General features: G+C 69.5%; 15 protein-coding genes. 10 read left to right on the top strand and 5 right to left on the bottom strand.

Features of this window, described 5'->3' with window-relative positions; genetic code table 11:
* Positions 1–29: 29 nt before the first annotated feature.
* From groL to IG98_RS50580, 3 genes are all read left to right on the top strand, one after another.
* The gene (groL, locus tag IG98_RS0116935) at positions 30–1,649 is read left to right on the top strand and encodes a chaperonin GroEL (protein ID WP_030912803.1); all 1,620 of its coding nucleotides are present in this window, start codon (positions 30–32) and stop codon (positions 1,647–1,649) included.
* Between the two features lie 273 nt (positions 1,650–1,922).
* Entirely contained in the window at positions 1,923–2,561 is a 639-nt protein-coding gene (locus IG98_RS0116930) for a sigma-70 family RNA polymerase sigma factor (RefSeq protein ID WP_030912801.1), read from the top strand.
* Between the two features lie 142 nt (positions 2,562–2,703).
* Entirely contained in the window at positions 2,704–2,847 is a 144-nt protein-coding gene (locus IG98_RS50580; RefSeq protein WP_157594371.1) for a hypothetical protein, read from the top strand.
* A 55-nt stretch (positions 2,848–2,902) separates the two neighbouring features.
* Here the strand turns inward: IG98_RS50580 and IG98_RS0116920 are convergent, their stop codons facing one another.
* Positions 2,903–3,280 (bottom strand): DUF5319 family protein, encoded by a 378-nt coding sequence (locus tag IG98_RS0116920; protein ID WP_030912798.1) that lies wholly within the window; start codon positions 3,278–3,280, stop codon positions 2,903–2,905.
* A gap of 293 nt (positions 3,281–3,573) precedes the next feature.
* Between IG98_RS0116920 and guaB the strand changes: the two genes are divergently transcribed.
* Complete coding sequence (guaB, locus tag IG98_RS0116915) at positions 3,574–5,055, top strand: IMP dehydrogenase (RefSeq protein WP_030912796.1); 1,482 nt, start codon at positions 3,574–3,576, stop codon at positions 5,053–5,055.
* A 72-nt stretch (positions 5,056–5,127) separates the two neighbouring features.
* Positions 5,128–6,246, top strand: coding sequence for a GuaB3 family IMP dehydrogenase-related protein (locus tag IG98_RS0116910; RefSeq protein WP_030912794.1), 1,119 nt, complete (start codon positions 5,128–5,130; stop codon positions 6,244–6,246).
* 121 nt (positions 6,247–6,367) lie between these two features.
* Here IG98_RS0116910 and nagA read toward each other — a convergent pair whose 3' ends face one another.
* Entirely contained in the window at positions 6,368–7,504 is a 1,137-nt protein-coding gene (gene nagA, locus IG98_RS0116905; protein ID WP_030912790.1) for an N-acetylglucosamine-6-phosphate deacetylase, read from the bottom strand.
* A gap of 302 nt (positions 7,505–7,806) precedes the next feature.
* On the opposite strand from nagA, the gene abc-f reads away from it, so the two are divergent.
* Positions 7,807–9,441, top strand: a complete 1,635-nt coding sequence (gene abc-f / locus IG98_RS0116900) for a ribosomal protection-like ABC-F family protein (RefSeq protein ID WP_030912788.1) — start codon at positions 7,807–7,809, stop codon at positions 9,439–9,441.
* A 223-nt stretch (positions 9,442–9,664) separates the two neighbouring features.
* Here abc-f and IG98_RS46955 read toward each other — a convergent pair whose 3' ends face one another.
* The gene (locus IG98_RS46955) at positions 9,665–11,266 is read right to left on the bottom strand and encodes an MDR/zinc-dependent alcohol dehydrogenase-like family protein (RefSeq protein ID WP_157594370.1); all 1,602 of its coding nucleotides are present in this window, start codon (positions 11,264–11,266) and stop codon (positions 9,665–9,667) included.
* A gap of 433 nt (positions 11,267–11,699) precedes the next feature.
* Between IG98_RS46955 and IG98_RS0116890 the strand changes: the two genes are divergently transcribed.
* Complete coding sequence (locus tag IG98_RS0116890) at positions 11,700–13,217, top strand: DUF2079 domain-containing protein (protein WP_245651594.1); 1,518 nt, start codon at positions 11,700–11,702, stop codon at positions 13,215–13,217.
* A 301-nt stretch (positions 13,218–13,518) separates the two neighbouring features.
* Positions 13,519–14,394 carry a DMT family transporter gene (locus tag IG98_RS0116885; RefSeq protein ID WP_030912782.1) on the top strand — a complete coding sequence of 292 codons (876 nt, stop codon included), beginning with the start codon at positions 13,519–13,521 and terminating at the stop codon, positions 14,392–14,394.
* A 323-nt stretch (positions 14,395–14,717) separates the two neighbouring features.
* On the opposite strand, the gene IG98_RS0116875 is transcribed toward IG98_RS0116885, so the two are convergent.
* A complete protein-coding gene (locus IG98_RS0116875; RefSeq protein ID WP_030912780.1) occupies positions 14,718–14,930 on the bottom strand; it encodes a DUF397 domain-containing protein in 213 nt (70 codons plus the stop codon).
* Entirely contained in the window at positions 14,918–15,463 is a 546-nt protein-coding gene (locus IG98_RS0116870; protein WP_051752242.1) for a DUF5753 domain-containing protein, read from the bottom strand. Before IG98_RS0116870 ends, IG98_RS0116875 begins: the two co-directional genes overlap by 13 nt.
* Positions 15,464–15,800: 337 nt before the next feature.
* Between IG98_RS0116870 and IG98_RS0116865 the strand changes: the two genes are divergently transcribed.
* Entirely contained in the window at positions 15,801–16,064 is a 264-nt protein-coding gene (locus IG98_RS0116865; protein ID WP_157594369.1) for a hypothetical protein, read from the top strand.
* Between the two features lie 154 nt (positions 16,065–16,218).
* The gene (locus tag IG98_RS0116860) at positions 16,219–17,556 is read left to right on the top strand and encodes an SWIM zinc finger family protein (protein ID WP_030912774.1); all 1,338 of its coding nucleotides are present in this window, start codon (positions 16,219–16,221) and stop codon (positions 17,554–17,556) included.
* Positions 17,557–17,677 lie beyond the last annotated feature (121 nt).

Raw genomic sequence — 17,677 nt, 5'->3', positions numbered from 1 at the left:
GCGCCGACGTACTTATAGAGAGGACTGTCATGCCGAAGATCCTGTCGTTCGAGGAGGACGCACGCCGAGCTCTCGAGCGCGGCGTGAACGCTCTCGCGGACGCGGTCAAGGTGACGCTGGGCCCGCGTGGCCGCAATGTCGTCATCGACAAGAAGTTCGGTGCGCCGACCATCACCAACGACGGTGTCACCATCGCCCGCGAGGTCGAGCTGGAGGCGCCGTACGAGAACCTTGGCGCGCAGCTGGCCAAGGAAGTGGCGACCAAGACCAACGACGTCGCCGGTGACGGCACCACCACCGCGACCGTCCTGGCCCAGGCCATGGTCCGCGAGGGCTTGCGCAACGTGGCCGCCGGAGCCCAGCCGCTCTCCCTCAAGCGCGGCATCGACATCGCGGCCAGGACCGTCAGCGACAGGCTGATCGAGTCGGCGCGCCCGGTCGAGGACAAGAAGGAGATCGCGAATGTGGCGACGATCTCCGCGCAGGACGCCAAGATCGGCGAGCTGATCGCCGAGGCGTTCGACAAGGTGGGCAAGGACGGTGTCATCACCGTCGAAGAGTCCAACAGCATGGGCCTGGAGCTCGAGTTCACCGAGGGCCTCCAGTTCGACAAGGGCTACCTGTCGCCCTACATGGTGACCGACCAGGAGCGCATGGAGGCGGTCCTGGAGGACCCCTACATCCTGATCACCCAGAACAAGATCTCCTCTGTCGCGGACTTCCTGCCGCTGCTTGAGAAGATCGCGCAGACGAAGAAGGCCCTGCTGGTCATCGCCGAGGACGTCGAGGGCGAGGCCCTCGCGGTTCTCGTCACGAACAAGATCCGTGGCACCTTCACCTCCGTCGCCGTCAAGGCGCCGGGCTTCGGTGACCGCCGCAAGGCCATGCTGCAGGACATCGCCATCCTCACCGGTGGCCAGGTGGTCAGCGAGGAGATCGGCCTCAAGCTGGAGCACGTCGGCCTGGAGGTGCTGGGCACCGCCCGGCGCGTCGTCATCACCAAGGACTCCACCACCGTCGTCGACGGTGCCGGTGAGGCCTCGGCGATCGCCGACCGGGTCAAGGAGATCAAGCTCGCCATCGAGCAGTCCGACTCCGACTGGGACCGCGAGAAGCTCCAGGAGCGTCTCGCCAAGCTCTCCGGCGGCGTCTGCGTGCTGAAGGTCGGCGCGGCCACCGAGGTGGAGCTGAAGGAGAAGAAGCACCGCCTGGAGGACGCCATCTCGGCGACCCGTGCGGCGATCGAGGAGGGCATCGTCTCCGGCGGTGGCTCCGCGCTCGTGCACGTCTCCAAGGTCCTCGACGACCTGGGCCTGACCGGCGACGAGGCGACCGGTGTCGCCATCGTCCGCAAGGCGCTCGTCGAGCCGGCCCGCTGGATCGCGGAGAACGCCGGCCTCGAAGGCTACGTGGTGACCTTCAAGGTCTCCGACCTGCCCGTCGGCCACGGCTTCAACGCCGCCACCGGCGAGTACGGCGACCTGATCGCCCAGGGTGTCATCGACCCGGTCAAGGTCACCCGCTCGGCCGTCCAGAACGCGGCCTCCATCGCCGGCATGCTGCTGACGACCGAGGCGCTCGTGGTGGACAAGCCCGAGGAGGAGGCTCCGGCCGCCGGTCAGGGCCACGGCCACGGCCACGGTCACTGATCTCACCGGTTCCGAACGGCTCGCGTCTCCCCGGAGGCGCGAGCCGTTCGCGTTTTGCGGTAAACCAAATGTGCCCGCAGCGCGTCATGGCGCGTCACCGGTAAGCGCAAACGCGGTTCATCCGAATAGTCGATGTATTTGGCAATCGAATGAAATATTTGCACATACCGCAGTCGCTGCAGTCACTGTGTGATTACGCGCCGTTATCTCCGCCTCAATGTGACCAATCCGTAGCCGTTTGCTATGACGACAGGCACTATCAGGGCGGGCATCATGCCTAACGTGACCGAGGGATGCGTCGCCGACGCCAAAAATGGGGTGAGGCTTGCGACGAGGTCCGAAGGGGGCGTCCATAGGGACGATCTCAAGGATCTGACAAGCCTCGCCGTTCAGGGGGATCGCACCGCGATCGAATCTCTGATCGCGCAACTGCGGCCGATGGTCGTCCGTTATTGCCGTGGTCGTCTGGGCCGGGTTTCCGGTCAGTATCACATCGCGGACGACGTGGCCCAGGAAGTATGTATCGCGGTGCTGTCCGCGCTGCCCCGTTACCGTGACATGGGGCGCCCGTTCGCGTCCTTCGTCTTCGGCATCGCGTCGCACAAGGTGGCCGACGCGCTGCGCAGCTCCGTACGGTCCGCCGTGCCCACCCAGGACCTTCCTGACGGGCCCGACGAGGGGCCGGGGCCGGAGGAGACCGTGGTGCGCTACATCGAGGCCGAACACGCACGCCGGCTGCTGTCCAGGCTGCCGGACAACCAGCGCGAGCTCCTCATGCTCCGAGTGGTGTCGGGCCTTTCCGCCGAGGAGACCGGTAATGTACTCGGTATGTCACCAGGTGCGGTCCGGGTCGCCCAGCACAGGGCGCTGGCCCGGCTACGAGCGATGGCGGAGCTGGAGTCGATAGCTTGACCGCCGAGCTGTCGAGCAGGGGCCGCGAGCGAAAGCCCGAACCGCGGGACGGGGCTCGCGACGACCCGGAGCGAGAACGATCATGACAACGGTTCACCCGCGACGTCCGGCTCGAAGATATGGGCCGGACGAGGACCCGGCCGTGGCTGAGACCGACACCCTCGTGGAGGCGCTCTCGCGCAGGATGCCCGTCTCCACGTCGGACGCCGCGGTCACCCTGCTGGCCGCCTTGATCGACGACGTGGATCAGCGGTGTTCCTCGGTGTCGATCACGCCGTCCGGCTGATCCCGGGCGTGTTCACGGCTCATGGTGGGCGGGCCAGGGTGACCGGCGACGTGGGTCAGTGGTGTTCTTCGGTGTCGATCACGCCGTCCACGTAGCCCCGGGCGTACTCCCAGCTCACGTAGTCGGTGGGGTTGGGCTGGTAGGCGGGCTCGTGCACCTGGGGCTGGCCGTTTTCGATCATCTGGCGCAGGTTGCCGCGCAGCAGTTCCCAGTCGAAATAGTGCTGTTCCCCACATTCGGGGCAGTCGAGCACCAGACCGAGCACGCCCTGGGGCTCCAGCAGTGAGCGGAAAACCTCCACGTCGGCGAGGTCGGTCATGGCCTCGTCGCGTTCGTCAGTGGTCAGCGGCTCGGGATCGTCGGGATCGCCCAGCGCCGCCGCCGGGTCGTCGGGGTCATCCGCGAACGGGTCGCGAGGGACATCGTCGAGCACGATCCCACCTTATGGCCTGGATGTGACAGACAGCCCCCGAACCGGCACGAGTATGACGGTCCGGGGCGGTACGGACAGGCGACCACGGTGACCGGGAGGTCCTGGAAGCGGGGACCTGAAGATCTCCGACCCGTACTGGAAACCCGGCTACTTCCAGTATGCGACTTCTGTGGGAGATCCGGGCCTCCGGCTTTTTCCCCCGGGTCCACCAGGTTTGGCGCCAGACTCTAAACTGTGACCCGGGGGTCGGCGCCTTTCCCCTTCATGAGAGCGCCGCGGCAGGAGGGTTGCAGATGGCCAAGTTCACCGATCGGGGGCTCACGTTTGACGACGTGTTGCTGGTGCCCGCGTATTCGGACCTGCAACCCGGGGAGGCCGAGACCACCACGCGGCTGTCGCGGGGCATCACCCTGCGGATCCCGCTGATCTCCGCGGCGATGGACACGGTGACCGAGGCCCGCATGGCGGTGGCGATGGCGCGCCAGGGCGGCATCGGGATCCTGCACCGCAACCTGTCGATCGAGGACCAGGCCCAGCAGGCCGACCTCGTCAAGCGCTCCGAGGCCGGGATGGTCACCAACCCGATCACCTGCTCCCCCGACGAGACGCTCGCCGACGTCGAGCGCCTCTGCGCCACCTACCGGATCTCCGGCGTGCCGGTGACCGACGCGAGCGGCGTGCTCGTCGGTATCGTCACCAACCGCGACATGCGCTTCGAGAGCGACCACAGCCGTCCGGTGCGCGAGGTCATGACCCCGATGCCGCTGGTCACCGCGCCGGTCGGGGTCTCCACCGACGACGCGTTCGACCTGCTCAGGAAGAACAAGATCGAGAAACTCCCGCTGGTCGACGCCGGCGGGCGGCTGCGCGGGCTCATCACCGTCAAGGACTTCACCAAGAGCGAGAAGTACCCGCTCTCGACCAAGGACGCCAACGGCCGGCTCGTCGTGGGGGCGGCCGTCGGCGTCGGCGGTGACGCGGACAAGCGGGCGAGCGCGCTGATCGAGGCCGGGGTCGACGTGATCGTGGTGGACGTCGCGCACGGCCACTCCAAGGGCCTCGCCGACATGATCGCCAAGATCAAGGCCAACAGCAAGGTCGACGTGATCGGCGGCAACATCGCCACCCGCGGGGGTGCCCAGATGCTGGTCGACGCCGGGGTCGACGCGGTCAAGGTCGGTGTCGGGCCCGGCTCCATCTGCACCACCCGGGTGGTCGCCGGCGTCGGCGCCCCGCAGGTGACGGCCATCCACGAGGCGTCCCTGGCCGCCGGCCCCGCGGGGGTTCCGGTGATCGGCGACGGTGGCCTGCAGTATTCGGGCGACATCGTCAAGGCCATCGCGGCCGGGGCCGACTCGGTCATGCTCGGATCGCTCCTGGCGGGCTGCGAGGAGTCCCCGGGCGAATTGATCTTCATTAACGGCAAGCAGTTCAAGTCGTACCGGGGGATGGGCTCGCTCGGTGCGGTCCGCAACCGTGAGCGCGGCGGTGCCTCGTTCAGCAAGGACCGCTACGCCCAGGCCGACGTCGGCACCGAGGACAAGTTCATCCCCGAGGGCATCGAGGGGCAGGTCCCCTACCGAGGCCCGGTCGCCGCGGTGGCCCACCAGCTCGTCGGCGGCCTGCGCCAGGGCATGTGGTACTCCGGATGCCGCACGATCCCCGAGATGCACGTACGGTGCGAGCTGATGCCGATCACGTCGGCGGGCCTCAAGGAGAGCCACCCGCACGACATCCAGATGACGGTCGAGGCCCCCAACTACCACGGTCGCTAGAGCGGCGCGCACCGCGCACGCGTGAAAGCGTGGCGTGCGCCATGCGCGCCACGGAACGGAAAAGACAGACATATGACTCAGGTGGAGATCGGCCGCGGCAAGAACGGCCGTCGTGCCTACGCGCTCGACGATATCGGCATCGTTCCGTCCCGTCGTACCCGCGACCCGGAGGAGGTCTCGATCGCCTGGCAGATCGACGCCTACCGCTTCGAGCTGCCCGTCGTGGTGAGCCCGATGGACAGCGTGGTCTCGCCGAGGACCGCCATCGAGGTCGGCAGGCTCGGCGGTCTCGCCGTGCTCGACCTCGAAGGGCTGTGGACTCGGTACGAGGACCCGATGCCGCTGCTGCAGGAGGTGGCCGAGCTCAAGGGCGAGCCCGCCACCAGGCGGCTGCAGGAGATCTACAACGCGCCGATCAAGGAAGAGCTGATCGGCCGCCGCATCGAGGAGATCCGCGCGGCCGGGGTGGCCACGGCGGTCCGGCTCTCCCCGCAGCGCACGGTCCAGTACCACAAGGCGGTCATCGACGCGGGCGTGGACATCTTCGTGATCCGCGGCACCACGGTCTCCGCCGAGCACGTCTCCGGCAGGGCCGAGCCGCTCAACCTCAAGCAGTTCATCTACGAGCTCGACGTCCCGGTGGTCGTCGGGGGGTGCGCCACCTACACCGCGGCGCTGCACCTGATGCGGACCGGCGCGGCCGGGGTGCTCGTCGGCTTCGGCGGCGGTGCCTCGCACACCACCCGCACGGTGCTGGGCGTGGCGGTGCCGATGGCCACCGCGATCTCCGACGTGGCCGCCGCCCGCCGCGACTACATGGACGAGTCCGGCGGCCGTTACGTCCACGTCATCGCCGACGGCGGCATGGGCACCTCCGGCGACATCGCCAAGGCGATCGCGGTGGGTGCGGACGCGGTCATGGTCGGCTCGCCGCTGGCGAGGGCCGCCGAGGCCCCCGGCCAGGGCTTCCACTGGGGGTCGGAGGCGCAGCACCCAGAGCTGCCCAGGGGCAAGCGGGTCGAGTTCGGCACGATCGGCACGCTGGAGCAGATCCTGCACGGCCCCTCATCGGTGGCCGACGGTTCGATGAACCTGATGGGCGCGCTCAGGCGCACGATGGCCACCGCCGGATACTCCGACCTCAAGGAGTTCCAGCGGGTCGAGGTGGTCGTCGCCCCGCAGGCCGGCTGAGCTCTCGCGCGAACGCCCGGTCCGGTGGGCCGGGCGTTCGCCGTCTCTCAGGTGTCACCGGTCGCCGAGATGATCTCCTTCCCGCGGCCGAAGCCGGGGACCGCACCCGGCGGTGGGGGATTCAGCGGGGTTCAGTGATCCAGGAGCCCCTGCGCATCACGCCGGAGACCTCCAGTTCCTCGGTGAGCACCACCAGGTCGGCCTGCTTGCCGACCGAGACGGACCCCAGGCGGTCGGCCAGGCCAAGCACCCTGGCGGGGGTCAGGGAGGCGATCTCGGACGCCTCGGCCAGCGACAGGCCCACCTCGCGCACGGCCCGCCGGAACGCGACGTCCATGGTCAGGGTGCTGCCGGCGATGGAGCCGCCCTCGGCCAGCCGGGCCACCCCGTCCACCACGTCCACCGTCATCGGGCCGAGCCCGTAGACGCCGTCGCCCATGCCCGCCGCCGCCATCGCGTCGGTGATCAGCGCGGTCCTGCCGGGACCGGCGACCTCGAAGGCCAGGCGGGTCATGGCCGGGTGCAGGTGCACGCCGTCGTTGATCAGTTCGACCGTGACGCGCTCGTCCTGGAGCAGCGCGGCGATCGGCCCCGGGTCACGGTGGTGCAGCGGCGGCATCGCGTTGTAGAGGTGGGTCGCGACGCTGCCGCCCGCATCTATCCCGGCGATCGTCTGGGTGTAGGTGGCGTCGCTGTGGCCGAGGGCGGCGATCACACCGCTCGCCGTCGCCTCCCGGATGGTGTCCAGCGCGCCGGGCAGTTCGGCGGCGATGGTGACCATCCGCACCTGGCCGCGCCCGGCCTTGAGCAGCTCGGACAGTTCCTGGGGCGAGGGTTCGCGGAGCAGTGCCGGGTTGTGCGCGCCGCACCGGGACGCGGAGATGTAGGGGCCCTCAAGGTGGATTCCGGCCAGCAGACCGTCCTCGCACAGGTCGGCGAGGGAGGCGGCGGCCCTGGCCAGGTCGTCCAGCGAGGCGGTGACCAGGCTGGCCATCAGCGTGGTGGTGCCGTGCCGGGCGTGCAACTCGATGGCCCGGCTCGCCTCCTCGGGATCGCCGCTGGGAAAGGAGCCGCCCGCCCCGCCGTGGTTGTGGATGTCCACGAAGCCGGGCACGACGTACCGTCCGCCGAGGGTGAGCCCGGGGCCCGGCGCGGAGCCCTGGCCCACGTGGGTGATGCGGCCGTCTTCGATGGTGAGCCAGCCCCCGTGGACACCTTCGGGGGTCACGATGCGTGCGTCAGCGAGTGTGATGCTCATGGTCCCCATCCTCTCGGGTTCCCGGAAGAAGCCGCTCCCGACGCGACCGGGGAGTGCCGTCGGTTCGTCGGGCCCCTGATTTGTTGACGATGAGAGAAGGACCCTTCGCTGATAAGGTAGTCGGTCAGTAACGGCGGAACGGAACATGACATGGCAGGCGAAGAAGACATCTCCGGGTGATACCGGTTCCCATCGCCATCGGTGACGCGCGCATCGCGGGACCGCCGATCGGTGATGCCTTCGTGTCCTGACCATTTCGCCGGACGGGCCTCACCGTGCCGGCCGAACGCGGAAGCGATTCGATGTCCGACGCCCTGATCGTGGTTTCCAACCTGTCCTTTTCCTGGCCCGACGACACCCCGGTGTTCGAGGACCTCTCCTTCACCGTCCCCGCCGGACACACCGGCCTGGTCGCGCCCAACGGCGCCGGCAAGAGCACGCTGCTCAGGCTGATCGCCGGTGACCTTCGCCCGACCGCCGGCTCGGTCACGGTACGGGGGGTGCCGGGCTACCTGCCCCAGACACTGCCCCTGGTCGGCGACCTGACCGTGGCCGAGGTCCTGGGGATCGCCCCGGTGATCAGCGCACTGGACGCCATCGAGTCCGGGGACGCGAACGAGGAGCACTTCACCACGGTCGGCGACGACTGGGACATCGAGGAGCGCACCCGCGCCCAGCTGGACCGGCTCGGCCTCGGGGACGTCTCCCTCACCCGGCACCTGCGCACCCTCAGCGGCGGCCAGGTCGTCTCCCTCGGCCTGGCGGCACAGCTGCTGAAACGGCCCGACGTGTTGCTGCTGGACGAGCCGACCAACAACCTCGACCTCGACGCGCGCAGACGGCTCTACGACGTGCTCGCCGACTGGAACGGCTGCCTGCTGCTGGTCAGCCACGACCGGGCGCTGCTCGACCGGATGGACCGCATCGCCGAGCTCGACCGGGGCGAGATCCGCTCCTACGGCGGGAACTTCACCTCCTACGAGGAGGCCGTGCGCGCCGCGCGGGAGGTCGCCGAGAAGAACGTCCGCACCGCGGAGCAGGAGGTCAGGCGGGAGAAGCGGGAGATGCAGCAGGCCCGGGAGCGGGCCGCGCGCCGGGCCGGCAACGCCGCCCGCACCCTCAAGGACGCCGGTCTGCCGAAGATCGTCTCCGGCAGGATGAAGCGGAACGCCCAGGAGTCGGCGGGGAAGGCGGACGAGACGCACGCCGCGCGGGTCAGCGGGGCCAGGGCCAGGCTCGACGAGGCGGGCCGGGCCCTGCGTGACGAGCAGCGGATCTCGCTGGAGCTGCCCGGGACCAACGTCCCGGCCGGCCGTACGGTCTTCCTCGGCGAGCGGATGCGGGTCCGCCACGGTGAGCGGGCCCTCTTCGCCGGGCAGGGGGTCGACCTGACGATCCGGGGGCCCGAGCGGATCGCGCTGACCGGCCCCAACGGCGCCGGAAAGTCCACCCTGCTGCGGGTGATCAACGGTGAGCTGGAGTCGGAGGGGGGTGGGACCAAGCGGGCCGACGGCCGGGTCGCCTACCTGTCCCAGCGGCTGGACCTGCTGGACCTGGACCGCAGCGTGGCGGAGAACCTGGCCGCGTTCGCCCCCGGGCTGCCGGAGGCGGAGCGGATGAACCTGCTCGCCCGCTTCCTGTTCCGGGGCTCCCGCGTTCATCTCCCGGTCGGGGTGCTGTCCGGCGGCGAGCGGCTGCGCGCCACCCTGGCCTGCGTCCTGTACGCCGAACCGGCGCCCCGGCTGCTACTGCTGGACGAGCCGACCAACAACCTCGACCTGGTCAGCGTCGCCCAGCTGGAGGGCGCCCTGCGCTCGTACGAGGGCGCCTTCGTGGTGGTCAGCCACGACGAGCGGTTCCTCGCCGAGATCGGCGTGACCCGCTGGCTACGCCTGTCCGAGGGCCGCCTCCTCGAAACGAGCGCCCCTGACCTGTGAGGTGACCTTGAATGCCTGGTGGCCGCCGGTCGACGTCTGGCGTCGTTATCCGGTGCCGGGCACGCAGGTCGCGGAGATCGAAAACGAATTGGGCAACGGAGTCCTTCGGGGCGAGGTAGGTCGCGAGGGCGCCGGTGACTCGGGGCGCCCGAGGAGCTCGCGGTCGTGTGAGTGGGCGAGCTCCTCGGGAAGGTCGTCTTCATGCTCCGTGCCGGATGCCCGGTCAGTTTCCGCTGGTTCCTCCGCTCGGCCAGCGGACGCGGGTGTGGGCCAGGCTGTTGTCCTGGCGGGCCTGTTCGCGGCGGTCGCCGGTGACGCAGACCTGGTCGCCGATGAAGGCCTCGCGCCAGACGTAGCCGGACACACAGGTATGCGGGCCGTAGGGGCCGTTGGTCCACCTGCTCGCCGCGGCGGTGTTGTCCTCGATGGTCTGCAGGCGGGTTTCCATGGTCACGCAGACGTAGTCGCTCGCGTCGGCCTGGCGCCAGACGTAGTCGTCGGTGCAGGCGTTCGGTCCCCATACGTTGCGGGCGGGGTTGGTCCGGGAGGGGGCGGCCTGGTTGTCGGCGATGATCTGCTGCTCGGTCTCGGGGGTGATGCAGACGTGGTCGTCGGGCGTGATCAGCCGCCAGCGCCGGGTGTACAGGCAGCCTCCTGTCTCGTAGTCCACCCATCTGGGCGCGTCCTCGTTGTCGACCCGCGCCTGCTCGCGGGCGGCGGGCGTCACGCACACCTTGTCACCGGCCACGGCTCCGCGGTGGTCATAGCCGTCCAGGCACTTGGTGGTGACGTCGGTGCTGACGGTGACGGTCGCGGAGTCCGAGCCGACCGAGTCGACGGTCACGGTCACGCCGTAGTCGATCGCCTGCATCGGCTCCTTGTCGCTCAACTTCTTGGCCAGCATGGGCCTGCCGGCGTAGTAACTGTGGATGAGCACGGTGTCGTTGGGGATGCCGGCACTCTGCCCGGTCTTCTTGCGGAACTCCACCGTGTAATACTGCGACGGGTCCGAGGCGCGGGGGATGCGGACCAGCAGCGTTCCCGGCAGGTCGGGCCGCTCCAGGGGGGCGAGCTTGACGGTCCGGGTGGTCACCCCGTCCTTGGCCAGGGTGACGACCCGGTCGCCGGGCAGCCAGCCGAGTTCGTCCAGGTGCGGGCCGCTGAGCCCGACCGTGCCGCGGCCGAACCGCTGCGAGGGGGCGGCGTGGATGTTCGGGTTGCTCAACGCGTCCCACTGGTCGTCGTACTGTTCCGGGGGGCCCCAGATGGGCCACGACGGGTCACGCCAGAACGTCGACCTGGGATAGGACAGGCCCGATCGGTTCAGTACGTGTGCGGTGACCGTGGCGAGGTCCCACAGCGGCGGGTCCAGCACGACCGGCGCGGTGGTCTCGTTCAGCGGGACCTTGGCGTCGAGTCCGACGGGGGCGTTGACCATCACGGCCAGGCGGTGGTTGGCCGGTACGGGGTTCGCCGTGTTCGTGCAGCTCTTGACCCTCGCCTCCGGGCTCTGTGCCTTCCACTGTTCGGCGGTGACCGACATCGGGAACCAGCCCTTCACGACCGAGCCGGCCATCGAGGCCCGGCCGCGTGACTGCTCGGCGATGAAGTCGGCGAGGCCGCCCTTGCCCAGGCCCTCGGTGGTGAACAGGTCCTTGAAGTACTGCGGATCCTTGGGCTCCTCGGAATGGTCGGCGAACTTGCACAGCAGTACCGACCAGGGGGTCTGCCCCTGGATGGGGGTGGCGAGCGCGGGTTGGGCGGGAAGCCAGGTCAGGGCCACTGCCGAGGCCAGCACGGCCAGGAGCGATCTTTTTAAGCGCACGGATTCTCCTCTGCGGGGCGGCAGACGACCCGAGAGTCCAGATCGGTCTTGCGGGCCCCTTTGATCTTGCTGAGGCGGACGAGTGCCCGCTGTCGAGCCCAGGGGCGCGGCTGGGACTAACCGGGAGATTAGGCAACGCCTTCATCTCGCGTCGTCCTCCGTGGGACTGATCGACGCTCCGCCGCGCAGTTGATCCCCGCCTCCCGCGGATCGACCGGGCGGTGCCGCGCCGGTTGTTCCAGCACGGGGCAGGAGCGCCGTACGCGGGGCTTCAGGCCCTGGAGTCACCTCCCTGGCCTCCGTCGCCGGTGAGCCGGGAGAGCAATTGGGGCAGACGGGGCATTTTGCGAAAGCAAAATATGGCAGTGTCCAGCTAATGTCCGTGATGCTAGTTTTGATCACTTTGGTATCCGGCGCGCTGGAGACGAGACAGGTGGGCTTGCAGCCATACACGACCGAGCGGGTGAGCCTCCGGTCGGCGGTCCCCGCGGTGCTCCGGCTGATGGCACGGAGGCGGCACGCGGTCGCCCTGACCGCCCTGGTCGTCTCGGCCACCGGGGTCTACTGCCTGCTGGGGCTGGTCAGGTACGACCTGTTCCGGGCGACCAGCATGGACCTGACGCTGTTCGACCAGGCGGTGCGGGGTTTCGCCTCCTTCGGCGCCCCGACCAGTCCGGTACGCGGCGTCAACCTCGGTCTGGGCATGGACTTCGTGCAGCTGGGCGAGCACTTCTCACCGATCCTGGCGGTGCTGGCCCCGCTGTACTGGCTGCATGACGGCCCCGAGACGCTGATCGTGGCCCAGGCGGCGCTGTTCGCGCTGGCCATACCGCCGCTGTGGCTGTTCACCCGGCGGACGCTCGGCACCGGCCCCGCCTACCTGGTCGCCGTCGCCTACGCGGTGTCCTGGCCGATCGCGAGGGCGGTGAACTTCGACTTCCACGAGGCCGCGTTCGCCCCGCTGCTCACCGCCGTCATGATCGAACGCTTCAGCGCCGGCAGACACGGCCACACCGCGCTGGCAGCGGCGGCCCTGCTGCTGGTCAAGGAGGACATGGGGCTGATGCTCGTCGGGTTCGGCGGGTACGTCCTGCTCCAGATGCGACGCCGGCACGGGACCTTGCACGGGGTCGTGTACGGGGGCATGTACATGGGGGCCGGCCTGACGTACACCGGTCTCGTCCTCGCCGTCCTCATCCCGTCCGTGGGCGGTGACTCCACCATGTACTGGGCGTACGGCCACCTAGGTGGCGACATGTCCGCGGTGGCCGTGCACGTCCTCAGCGACCCGCTGGGCGTCCTCGGCAGCCTCTTCAGCCCGCAGGTCAAGCTCGACACGCTGGCCTTCCTGCTGTGGCCGACCCTGCTGGCCTGCCTGTTCTCCCCGCTGACACTGTTCGCCCTCCCCCAGTTGCTGGAGCGCATGCTCTCGGACCGAGCGCAGTGGTGGGTGACCGACTTCCACCACAGCGCCATCACGGTGGCCGTCCTGTTCTGCGCGGGAGTCGACGGAGCCGCCCGGGTGATCCGCTGGGCACGAGAGCGCGAACCCGGCCTGAGCGAGCGCGGCGCGTCGCTGCTCTGGGCGGCCGCCGTCTGCGCCGTCGCGCTCACCCTCGTCCCGAGATTCCCCCTCGACCAGCTCATCAGGCCCGCCTTCTACGAGAAACAGCCCGATGTGGTCGCGGCCGAGCAGGCGGTCGCGGCCGTACCCTCCGGCGTGGTCGTCGCGGCCGTCAACCACGTGGGCCCCCGCCTGTCCGCCCGCACCACCGTCCTGCTGTGGGAGGACAGACCCCCCAACGCCCCCTGGATCGTCGCCGACACCGCCCGCGTCGCCTACCCCTGGGTCTCAGTCGACCGCCAACGCCAGCACGTCGACGAACTGAGGAGCCAGGGCTACCAGGTCGTCTACGACCGCGAAGGCTACGTGGTCCTGCACCGCGCCTGATCTTCTGGATGTCGACCCCGAGGGCCTTCGCTGAAGATCAGACACAAACGGAAGACCGGTTGGTCGAACTCGGCGTAGGCCATCTCGGGCATGTTCCGGCCGGGGCTGTGGCCGGCTCCGGTGACCGGAGTTCAAGCCTTTCCCCGAACTCCGGCAGGTCGGATACGGTGCCGGAGTTCAGGGAAAGGCTTGTTCGAGGGCCCGCTCAGCACCAGCCTGCCGGGCCGGACCACTCACGTAGGGGGCACTGGCACCGCCCGGTGCCCTTCTGTCGGACCGGACATCGAAACAGGTCACCCTTGTGATCATCGTGATCTCGCTGGGTGCGGCGTGCCTTCTCGGCCTCGGCTTCGTCGCACAGCAGCATGCGGCGTACCACCGGCCCCTGGAGGACATGCTGCGCCTGCGCCTGTTGCTGGACCTCATCCGCACGCCGTTGTGGCTGGCAGGGATAGGGCTGATGCTCTGCGGCCAGATCCTCGGCGCCCTCGCGTTGCGGGAGGCGGACGTGGCGAAGGTGACGCCGCTACTGGCGATGAACCTGCTGTTCGCGCTGACCGCGGCCCATGTCGTCTACCAGGAGCCGTTCGGACGCATGCTGCAGCTGGGCGCGGTACTGGTGAGCGGAGGAGTGGCGCTGTTCCTGTACGGCGGCCGGCCCCATGGCGGGGCTCTGCCCGGACCGGGTTCCATGCGGTGGCTGGCGGTGCTGTCGGTGGTCGTGGTGGCGGGTGTGCTGGTCCTGGTCGGTCTGCGGCGCTCCTTGCAGGTCAAGGCGATGTTGCTGGCGGCAGCCGCCGGGGTGCTGTACGGGCTGCAGGACGTGCTGACACGCAGCTCCCTGCTCACGCTGGACAACGGGCTGAACCTGGCCGGTACCTGGCAGCCGTACCTTCTGCCCTGCGTCGCGGTGGTGGGGCTGCTGCTCAACCAGAGCGCGTTCGACGCCGCCCCGCTCCGGATCTCGTTGCCGGCCACCACGGCCGCTGAGCCGATCACCGGGATCGTGCTGGGCGTGGCGATCTTCTCCGAGCGTCTGCGGGTCACTCCGGAGGCGCTCGCGGCGGAGGTGGCCGGCTTGATCGCGATGGTGACCGGAATCGTCATCCTCGGCCGGTCCTCGTTTCTGGCCAAGCCGACGCGGAATGCTCCTCGGCGCCCGGACGGGGAGCGGTAGTGGTCTCCGCGGTCCCGGTGTCGCCCGCGGCGACCAGCGATGCTCTGGCCTCGGTGCTGCGGCACCGCACGGCACGATCGGCGCCCCAGCACAAGGCGTTCCGCCCGGCTCTCATCGGCCCTCTTGGGCCGATCTGATTCGGGTCCGGCGAGCCCTGCCTCTCCGCAGGATCACCAAGCTGTACGCCGGAGGGCTGATCTTCAAGGCCCTGGCCGGTCCTGGACCGTTCTCGGGACCGGTCAATCATCTTCAGCCGATGCCTCTCCAGGTCGACCCGCTCAATCTCCTGGATGTCGATTTCGGAGGCCTCCGAAAAACGGGGGTCAGCCGAACTCGCCGCTCCGCACGCTGCGCAGGAAGGTGGTCCACTGGGTCGGGGTGAGGGTCAGGGCCGGGCCGGAGGGGTTCTTGCTGTCGCGAATGCCTCGGTGGCCGTCGGGCAGTTTCGCGACTTCCACGCAGTCGCCGCCGTTGTCGCCGGACAGCGAGGACTTGCGCCACGCGGCCGTGCCGAGCTCCCTGGTTACGTCGTCCATTGCTTCCTCGTCTCCCTGATCAGGTCGGATGAGGCTCGCTGCGTCTGGGCCTCACCGTGGATCGTCTCGTATCTTGCGATGATCTCCGCCACCTCGTCGGGATCACCGGTCACCTGGGCATACACGGAGGACTCGGCGTAGGCCATCTCGGGCATGTTCCGGCCGCGCGCGATCGCGAACGCTCCCATGAGCCCCGTGGTGTTCCATGAGTCGCGGGGGAGCACCTGAACGGTCACGCGCGGGCGTTCCGCCATCGCGAGAAGATGATCCATCTGTCCGGCCATCACCGCCTTGTTACCGACCGGGCGGGTGAGGACGCCTTCGTCCAGAACTACCCATAGCATGGGCGGGTCTTCCCGGTCGAGGATGTGTTGCCTGTCTATCCGCGCGGCCAGGCTTGTCTCCACCCGGTCGTGGGTGACACCCGGCTTGCCGCTGAGGAGCGCCCGCGCGTAGTCCGCTGTCTGGAGCAGGCCGGGAACGATCAGCGGTTGCCAGGTTCGCAGCGAGTCTGCGCTCTGCTCGATCTCCACCCAGCGCCGGAACCAGGTCGGCAGGCGGGTGGCCTGCTCGTTCGCCTTCCGCCCACGCCTCCTATGCTCACGAGGCGCGCAGCCTGCCGCACCGCCGTGACCACCTGTGGGAGCAGCCCACGCCCGCGCAGGTTCACGCCCGGATGACCGTGCGGCGGCGTCTTGGCCTGTGTGGTTCGTTGCCGGCCGCGGTGTCGACGCGACCGTTGAAGGTCTCCCCGCCCGCTGCTCCGCAGGCCAGGCTCGGACGGCACGCGCGACCGACAACGGCCGCAGCCCCAGGTCGGGGGCGCTCGCCCGATCTCACCGCTCCACGCGGACGACGAGGGGGCGCGACATGAGGGCGACTTCAGGACGGCACAGGGCCGGCGCGCCCATCGTCAGAGTGCGTCCCGGCCGGTGGGACGACGCGCAGCGGGCGGCAGCCGCTCAGCTCGACCGGCTGGAACCCGCCTGGACCGTCATGTACGGGGTGGGCAGCCGCCGATTCATCGAGATGGCGGAGTGGAACGCCCCTCATGCCATCAGGGTGGAGGCCGCCAACGTCGACGAACTGCGCCGGCGAATGCGGGAGTCCGAGCTGGAGCAGTTGTCAGGTTGACCTGCGAATCCGCTGGGAGTTCGATGGAAAGCCATTTTCTGCGGGCTCACTCAAGGGGCAGGTCCTGCTGCTCTCGGTGAGCAAGGACGTCCGGCTGTTCGGTTGATCCGGCACCACAGCGCTTTTGTCGGAGACGGTGTCTAGTGTCCCGCCCATGACAAGTGCGACGCAGGCGTACAGTTACGCCGCGCCTTCCAGTTTGGTAGACGGGCGTCTGGGGTTGTCGACGTCCGGTGGCAGAGCCCTCAGCGGCCCCGCTCTCGCGCCCAGGTTCTTCAGCGGGATGGTGACGCAGGCGGCGCCCGCGGCCGCGGCCCTGCTGGGCATAGCCGACGTGGCCCTCACCCGCTACCACCAGCCGCGTCCGGGGTGGACCCGCGACCCGGTCGTGACGTGCGGCGGTGATCGGCTCCGGTTCGAGTCGTTCTCCGCCTGCGGCGGGGTCTACGCCCGGCTCGACGTGCTCGACGGTGCCCTGGACGGCGAGGTGTTCGACAGGGGGACGACCAACGTCGACGTCAACGGGCCGCTCCGCGAGGCGCTGGCCAGGGTGGGCGCGCGCGACCCGCTCCACCTCGGCGTCGGCGCCGACGAGCTGACGGTGACGACGCTCGACGGCGCGGTGGTGGAGAAGAAGGTGCCGCTGCCCGAGCGGTGGCTGCGGGGCTTCGCCGAGGTGCAGGTGATCGCGGCGGGTATGGACCTGAGGACCGAGCTGGCGGGTATGAGCGCGGTGCGGTTCCTGCGCTCCCTGCCCAAGCGGGCGACGGCCGATCTCTGGGTCGTTCCCGCGGGCCGTGACCTGCGGGTCGGTGACCGGCCCGGCGCGGGAGCGGTGTGCCTGTCCGGCGTGGGACGCCTGGCGACGCTGCTGCCCCTGCTCCGCTTCGCCAAGAGCCTCAGGGTGTACGGTCCGGCCGAGACCGGCGACGCCGCGTCGAGCGCATGGGAGCTCGAACTGCCGGGGATGCGCTACACGCTCGCCCTGTCGCCGCAGCGCTGGCGCGGCTTCTCCGGAGAGGGCGCGGTGCTGGCCGATCTCGCGACCGACGAGGCCGAGGCCGACGCCGATCTGGTGGGCATGCTGCTCAACTTCGAGCCCGAGGTGGAGATCGGCCTGCTGGCCGACCGTGCCGGCCTGTCCACCACGCGGGTCCGCGCCGCGCTCACCCAGCTCGGTACGGCCGGCCGGGTCGGCTACGACCTGGCCGAGGCCGCGCACTTCCACCGCGAGCTGCCCTATGACAGGGAGCACGTGCAGCACCTCAACCCCCGGCTGACCGCCGCGAGGGCGCTGGTCGAGGCCGGTGCCGTACAGATCGCCGGTGACTCGGCGCGGGTGCGGACCGAGGGTGGAGTGCGCGCGGTCGGTCTGGCCGAGGGGTCGTGCACCTGCCCGTGGTGGTGGGACCACCGCGGCTCGCGCGGGCCGTGCAAACACGTGCTGGCCGCCAGGATCGTCGCCCGCAGCACCGTTGAGGTGGCCCCGTGACCGCCTGGCAGGAGGTGTGTGACCTGGTCACCGAGCGCCAGACCAGCTCCGTTGACCGCGGTCCGGCCGTTCGCTGAACGGCCGGACCGGCCGCGCTTGTCCACCTACCTGGGGAACAGAG

Origin of the sequence: Streptosporangium amethystogenes (assembly GCF_000721075.1) — a bacterium.
Taxonomy (GTDB): domain Bacteria; phylum Actinomycetota; class Actinomycetes; order Streptosporangiales; family Streptosporangiaceae; genus Streptosporangium; species Streptosporangium amethystogenes.
Note: the sequence above shows the minus strand (reverse complement) of the source record. Positions and strands in the feature narration are given on the sequence as shown.